Raw genomic sequence first — 2,043 nt, 5'->3', positions numbered from 1 at the left:
GCCCAGACCTGGCTCGACAACGCCCGCAGTGGATGGCTCTGGGCAGTCATGATCTCGGAGCGCGATCTGCTGCCCTGCGCTATTGAGAGGCGAGCTTTTGAGGTGGGTTTCCTGAGTCGTATCCATCAGCGCATGTGCTCACACCAAGGCTGCGGTGAGCAGGCAAAGACCTACAACACTGGTGAACACTTCGGCCACAGAAAGACCCTGACGCTCGCCGAAGCGAGATGTCAGGGCTGACCTGAGCCATGGCAAATGCCAATGAAGAGGCCTGTTAAAACAGACCAGGAAGGAAGATTCTGAGNACGATCAGATCACCCGCTCATTCCTGTGTTTTTAGCCGCCGCGTGCACCTCGTTGCGGCCATTTCCCACATTACAGGTGCACCTCTCCTGCATTCGTCAGCAAATGTCGGCGCGCCATCCACAGGTTCGACAGGGCAAACAATGGTTCTTCGCCAGGCCACGGAAGCGTGTCTTCACATAACCGAACTGGCGCTTGATCACCCGGAACGGGTGCTCGACCTTGGCGCGCACCTGGGCCTTGGCCTTCTCGATCTTGCGCTTGGCTTTGTACAGCGCGCTGCGCTTACTCAGCTTCTTGTACGTACTGCGGCGGGCCGCGATCTGCCAGATCACCTCCCGGCCTTCATGTTCCGGGCGCTTCTCGACGCCGGTGTAACCCGCGTCGGCACCCACCATGTTTTCCTCTCCGTGCAGCAGTTTGTCGACCTGGGTAACGTCTGCAACGTTGGCTGCCGTCCCCACCACGCTGTGCACCAGGCCGGACTCGGCATCGGCACCGATGTGCGCCTTCATGCCGAAGTAATACTGGTTTCCCTTCTTCGTCTGGTGCATTTCCGGGTCACGCTTGCCGTCCTGATTCTTGGTCGAACTCGGCGCATGGATCAGCGTGGCATCGACGATGGTGCCCTGGCGCAGCGACAGGCCCCGGTCGCCCAGGTAACCATTGATCACCGCCAGAATCCCGGCCGCCAACTCGTGCTTCTCCAGCAGGCGACGGAAATTGAGGATGGTGGTTTCGTCGGGAATACGCTCCAGGTTCAGCCCGGCAAACTGGCGCAAGATTGTGGTCTCGTACAGCGCCTCCTCCATCGCCGGATCGCTGTAGCCGAACCAGTTCTGCATCAGATGTACGCGCAGCATCGCCATCAGCGGATACGCCGGACGGCCACCTTCACCCTTGGGGTAGTGCGGCTCGATCAGGGCAATCAAACCCTTCCACGGCACCACCTGATCCATCTCGATCAGGAACAACTCCTTGCGGGTCTGCTTGCGCTTGCCGGCGTACTCGGCGTCGGCGAAGGTCATTTGCTTCATCGGGAAACTCGGGCAACAGGATCGGCGTATTTCACCAGATTCAGGAAGTCTTATTCAGACCATCCCTAACGGAGTGCAGGGTCAGCGTACTGACTGTTTGCACTTCGTTAGCCCAGAGACCGGAGAATATTTCGATAGCGTCCGTCTGCCAATCCTGTTGATGGGGTACTGGATACAAGTGGCGACCGGCCTCGTTCCTTTTTCGTTGCTGGTGTAGGCCATATCTGCAGCTCTCCTGCTCGCCCACAACATCTCTTGACATCTGTCGCTGGGCCGACAGAGCCTGCGCGCTGCGCTTGCTGGTGACGCCTGCGAGATCGGTGGAATGGCGGTCTTGCTGTTTCCTCTCACCCTATCACGGCGTTCTCACCGTCAAGGGCTGCATGCGCTTCGCGCATTTGCGGCTGAACCGGCTATCGCCCCCTGACTGCTGCGCTGCGCCGTGCCGGGCCGGTTCCGGGCAATTCCGCCCGAGCAACTGGAGCATGATCATGTCGCAGCTTTCTCTCGCCTTTGACGCTTCTCTGATGATTCGCGACGAGCAAGGTCGCTATCTGCCTGCCACTGCAGAACAGATTCTGGATGCTGCTCGCAAGGTGATCGATCAGAAGGTTCAGCGAGGTGCAGCCTTCACGTCTTCGGAGCTGGTCAAGGACTACCTGATCGCGAAGCTAGGTGGCTTTGAGCACGAGGTTTTCGCAGC

Annotated in this window: 1 protein-coding gene and 2 pseudogenes; 2 read left to right on the top strand and 1 reads right to left on the bottom strand. The window is 59.1% G+C overall.

Annotated features, from left to right (window positions below; genetic code table 11):
- Nucleotides 1–240 (top strand): LasR-specific antiactivator QslA (locus EA796_RS22855; RefSeq protein ID WP_122110281.1); only part of this gene is annotated, 240 nt, incomplete at its 5' end.
- 135 nt (nt 241–375) lie between these two features.
- Here the strand turns inward: EA796_RS22855 and EA796_RS22850 are convergent.
- Nucleotides 376–1,340, bottom strand: a pseudogene (locus tag EA796_RS22850) (IS5 family transposase).
- A gap of 491 nt (nt 1,341–1,831) precedes the next feature.
- Between EA796_RS22850 and EA796_RS22845 the strand changes: the two are divergent.
- Nucleotides 1,832–2,043, top strand: a pseudogene (locus tag EA796_RS22845) (DNA repair protein RadC); the annotation flags it as partial.

Source organism: Pseudomonas sp. AOB-7 (assembly GCF_003696305.1).
Lineage (GTDB): Bacteria > Pseudomonadota > Gammaproteobacteria > Pseudomonadales > Pseudomonadaceae > Aquipseudomonas.
Note: the sequence above shows the minus strand (reverse complement) of the source record. Positions and strands in the feature narration are given on the sequence as shown.